Below are 3629 nucleotides of genomic sequence, written 5' to 3' on the forward strand. Positions count from 1 at the left end.
CCCTGCGAGGCGATGATCGGGCAGTTGCGCGACACGCTCGGCGGCAAAACCGCGCCGCAAGCGGTTTCCGACCTTCAGGCGAAAGCGCTCGAGCGCTGCAACGCCGACGACGATACCCGCGCCGATGCGTTCTCGGCGCAGGCGCTGGCAATGCTGAACGACTGAGGCGCAACATGAGCTATCAACAGACTTTCATCTACCCCGACGAAGAGTTGACCAACCCGGTCAGCCGCGTTCCCGAGGTCACGCCGGGCTTTTGGCTCATCAAATTGATGGCGGTGACGATGGGCGAGACGGCGGCCGACTTTCTGGCCGTCAATCTCGGTCTCGGCCTGACCGCGACGACGATTCTGATGACCGCGATCCTCGCCTTGGTGATCCGCTGGCAATTCGCGCAGCGCCGCTACGTGCCTGCAGTCTACTGGTCGGCGGTGGTGCTGATCTCGATCGTGGGGACGCTGATCACCGACAACATGACCGACAATCTCGGGATTCCGCTGATCGACTCGACGATCGGGTTCACCATTCTGCTGGGCGCTACCTTCGCGGCGTGGTTCGCCTCCGAGCGCACGCTCTCGATTCATGAGGTCTACACCGCCCGGCGCGAAGGGTTCTACTGGCTCGCGATCCTGTTCACCTTCGCGCTCGGCACGGCGGTCGGCGATCTGATTTCCGAGCAGTTCGGGATAGGCTATCTCGCGACCGGCATCCTCTTCGGGCTGATCATCGCGTCGCTCACCGTGGGGTATGTCACCTTCAATCTGGGCGGGCTCTGGGCGTTCTGGCTCTGCTATATCTTCACCCGCCCGCTAGGTGCGTCCTTCGGCGATCTTCTCTCGCAACCGACCGATTATGGCGGGCTGGGCTTCGGCACCATTCCCACGAGCCTCGGCTTCCTCGCCGTCATCGCAATCACCGTCGCCGCGATGACCGTGAAACGCAGGCGCATCTGATTCCCTTTCCAGATCGTACGCCGCGTGGCCCTCCGTCCCGTCCGTCCGGGGCGGAGGGTTTTTCGTCTGGGCCAAGCCGGTAATCCAGCTTCTCACCGATTTGTAAGAAACTGTCGAAGTCGATCCGGATCGCGACGGGCAATTTCCTCTCAACATCAAAAGGAGGTGCCCAGAGATGCAAACAGACACACTGGCCGTGAGCACGCGGGGACTTACCCTGCGCTACGGCGATTTCACCGCGCTCCAGCCGCTCGATCTCGATATCGGACGTGGCGAGATCTTCGGATTTCTCGGCCATAACGGCGCGGGCAAGACCACGACGATCCGGCTACTGACGACGCTCATGGAGCCCACCGGTCCTCGACGAGCCGACCTCGGGGCTCGACCCGATGGGGGTGCGCCAGCTGCGCGAGGTGCTCGAGCGGCTGAACGCGCAGGGCATGACGATCTTCATGAACACCCACCTGCTGAGCGAGGTGGCGCGGTCGTGTTCCTCCATCGGCGTTCTTTCGCATGGGCAGCTGGTCTTCCACGACACGATCGAAACGGTGAACGCGCGCTACGGCTCGGAAGAGGCCCTCGAGGAGCTTTACCTCTCGGTGGTGCCGGATCGCGAGGTCGCGGCATGACACCTTCCACGATCCTGCGCCGCCACGCGCTTGCCGCGCTTGCACGCGAGCGGACGATCGCGCTGGTGGCCGCGCTGTTCGCCGCGCTGGTGCTGGTCTCGGCCTATCTCGGCTGGTCCGCGACCTCGACGGTCGACGCGATCTACGCCAGCGCCACGCATTGGTTCGAAGCAAATGGCAAGCCGGTGCCGCCAAACCCGGTTACGCAAGGCTCGCCGCTGGCGCTGCTGCGCAACCTCACGATCTATATCAGCCTGATCGGCGCCTTTTCGGCCATCGTGATCGGCTACCGGATGGTCGAGACCGACCGCCGGGCCGGCGTGCTGCCGCTGATCGGCGCGCGCCCGCTGGAGCGGCTCGATTACGCGCGAGGCAAGGTCTCGGCACTCGCTCTGGCCGTCGGCGGACTGGCCGCGCTTGCGGGCGTCGTGGGCGCCGCGACCCTCGTCATCCTGCCTTCGGTTCATCTCGCCGCAGGGGATTGGGCGCGGCTGGCTGCGTTCTTCTCTCTGGGCTGGCTCTACATGATGACCTTCGGGCTGATCGCGATCGGTGCTTCGGCGCGCGCGCGCAGCGAAACCGTGGGTCTGATGGTGCCGACGGTGGTCTGGCTGGTGCTGACCTTCGTCTGGCCCGCGCTGACCGGGAACATCCTGCCCACCGCTGCGATCAACCCGATCTCGGCCCTCGCACCCGCCCCGCAATCCGCGATCTTCGACCTCTCCGCAAACCTGCTCGGGCCGTTCTCGCTGGCCGAAGCCTACAAGTATCTCGGAGCGGAGCTGATGGGTTACCTGCCCGACGGTCTGCCGCCGCGCGGTCCCGTGCCGCCGCTGGTCGTGATGATGCTCTTCGCTGCGGGCTCCGGCCTCTATGCGCTGCGCGGCTGCCTCAAGCTCGACATGACGAAGGGAGGCCCCGATGCCTGATCTCTCCGCAATCTCCACCATTGCGCTCAAGGACGCGCGGATCGCGCTGCGCGACCGTTTCCTGCTCGCCGCGACGCTGGCGCTCGTCGCCGCCGCGCTGATCTCGCTGATCACCGGGACGGTCGCGATGCGCACCGATGTCGCCACCTACATGGCCGCGAAACAGCAGCTGCTGGCGCTCGGCAAAAGCCTCGGTTCGATCGCGGCGCCCGAGTTCTATCCGCTGAAGCTGATGCGCGGCACGATCGAGCAGATCGAGATCATGGGCACCGTGATCGCGCTGATCGCGGGCTACCGCGCCGCCGTCGAAGAGCGCGGACGCCAGACGTTGGCGCTGATCCTGACGCGGCCGCTCTCGAACTGGCAGTTCCTTGCCGCGAAGCTGCTGGGCGGGGCTGGGCTGATGGGGGCGGCGCTGGCTTGCGTCTTCGCGCTCTGCGCAGTGGTGCTCGCGCTCGGTTCGGGCATTGGGATCGGGGCGAATGACCTCTTGCGCCTTGCGATCACCTGGGGGGCTTCGACGCTCTATCTTAGCGCGATCTTTGCGGTGGGCTTCGGGCTGAGCCTCTGGCTGAAAAGCCCGGCTAGCGGGCTGCTCTACGCCTTCGCGCTGTGGCTGCTGGTGGTCCTCGTCGCGCCGCAGATCGGCGACACGATGGACCCGGACAATCAGGTCGCAGGCGGCGTCTTCGCGCAGCTTTCGATCCCGAAGGCCGAGCAGACAAAGATCAAGCAGGGCTTCGCCACCTACGAGACCATCCGCAACGGGATCGAGGTCTCGTCCGTGACCAAGCATTACGAGCGCTTCACCTTCGCGGTGCTCGGAATCAAGGACATCTACACCGGCAAAGCGCTCGGGCCGATCTGGGCCGACAAGAAGGGCGATGCCTGGTTCCTCATTCTCTTCACCCTCGGTCTCGGCGGGCTCGTCCTGCTGCGTCCGATCCGTGCCGACCGTCTGACCAAGGAGACCTGACGATGAACAAGACGCTTTCCACCCTCACCGTGCTGCTGATGCTCGCCGCTGGCGGCGCCCAGGCCGCGCAGACCGATACCGACAAGGATGGCGTGCCCGACATGGCCGAGCCGCTGCTGCACACCGATCCGCAGAACCCCGA

4 protein-coding genes and 1 pseudogene are annotated in these 3629 nt (G+C 65.3%); all 5 read left to right on the plus strand.

What is annotated here, in order from left to right:
* Positions 1 to 173 precede the first annotated feature (173 nt).
* The 5 genes and pseudogenes from B6V73_RS20210 to B6V73_RS20225 all read left to right on the plus strand — a co-directional run bounded on the left by B6V73_RS20210 (position 174) and on the right by B6V73_RS20225 (position 3487).
* Positions 174 to 953, plus strand: a complete 780-nt coding sequence (locus B6V73_RS20210; RefSeq protein WP_088726303.1) for a hypothetical protein — start codon at positions 174 to 176, stop codon at positions 951 to 953.
* 175 nt (positions 954 to 1128) lie between these two features.
* Positions 1129 to 1254, plus strand: a pseudogene (locus B6V73_RS21280) (ABC transporter ATP-binding protein); the annotation flags it as partial.
* Positions 1255 to 1342: 88 nt separating this feature from the next.
* A complete protein-coding gene (locus B6V73_RS21285) occupies positions 1343 to 1582 on the plus strand; it encodes a hypothetical protein (RefSeq protein WP_240504212.1) in 240 nt (79 codons plus the stop codon).
* Entirely contained in the window at positions 1579 to 2511 is a 933-nt protein-coding gene (locus B6V73_RS20220; RefSeq protein WP_077701419.1) for an ABC transporter permease subunit, read from the plus strand. The genes B6V73_RS21285 and B6V73_RS20220 overlap by 4 nt, the downstream gene beginning before the upstream one ends.
* Positions 2504 to 3487: an ABC transporter permease gene (locus B6V73_RS20225; RefSeq protein WP_088726304.1), complete on the plus strand. Its 984-nt coding sequence runs from the start codon at positions 2504 to 2506 to the stop codon at positions 3485 to 3487. Before B6V73_RS20220 ends, B6V73_RS20225 begins: the two co-directional genes overlap by 8 nt.
* The last annotated feature ends 142 nt before the right edge of the window (positions 3488 to 3629 follow it).

It is taken from the genome of Thioclava sp. JM3, from assembly GCF_002213185.1.
Lineage (GTDB): Bacteria > Pseudomonadota > Alphaproteobacteria > Rhodobacterales > Rhodobacteraceae > Thioclava > Thioclava nitratireducens.

What these genes read in the sequence shown, in the direction of transcription:
- B6V73_RS20220 (WP_077701419.1), top strand. Translation starts at nt 1,579, where the DNA reads ATGACACCTTCCACGATCCTGCGCCGCCACGCGCTTGCCGCGCTTGCA.
- B6V73_RS21285 (WP_240504212.1), top strand. Translation starts at nt 1,343, where the DNA reads ATGGGGGTGCGCCAGCTGCGCGAGGTGCTCGAGCGGCTGAACGCGCAG.
- B6V73_RS20225 (WP_088726304.1), top strand. Translation starts at nt 2,504, where the DNA reads ATGCCTGATCTCTCCGCAATCTCCACCATTGCGCTCAAGGACGCGCGG.
- B6V73_RS20210 (WP_088726303.1), top strand. Translation starts at nt 174, where the DNA reads ATGAGCTATCAACAGACTTTCATCTACCCCGACGAAGAGTTGACCAAC.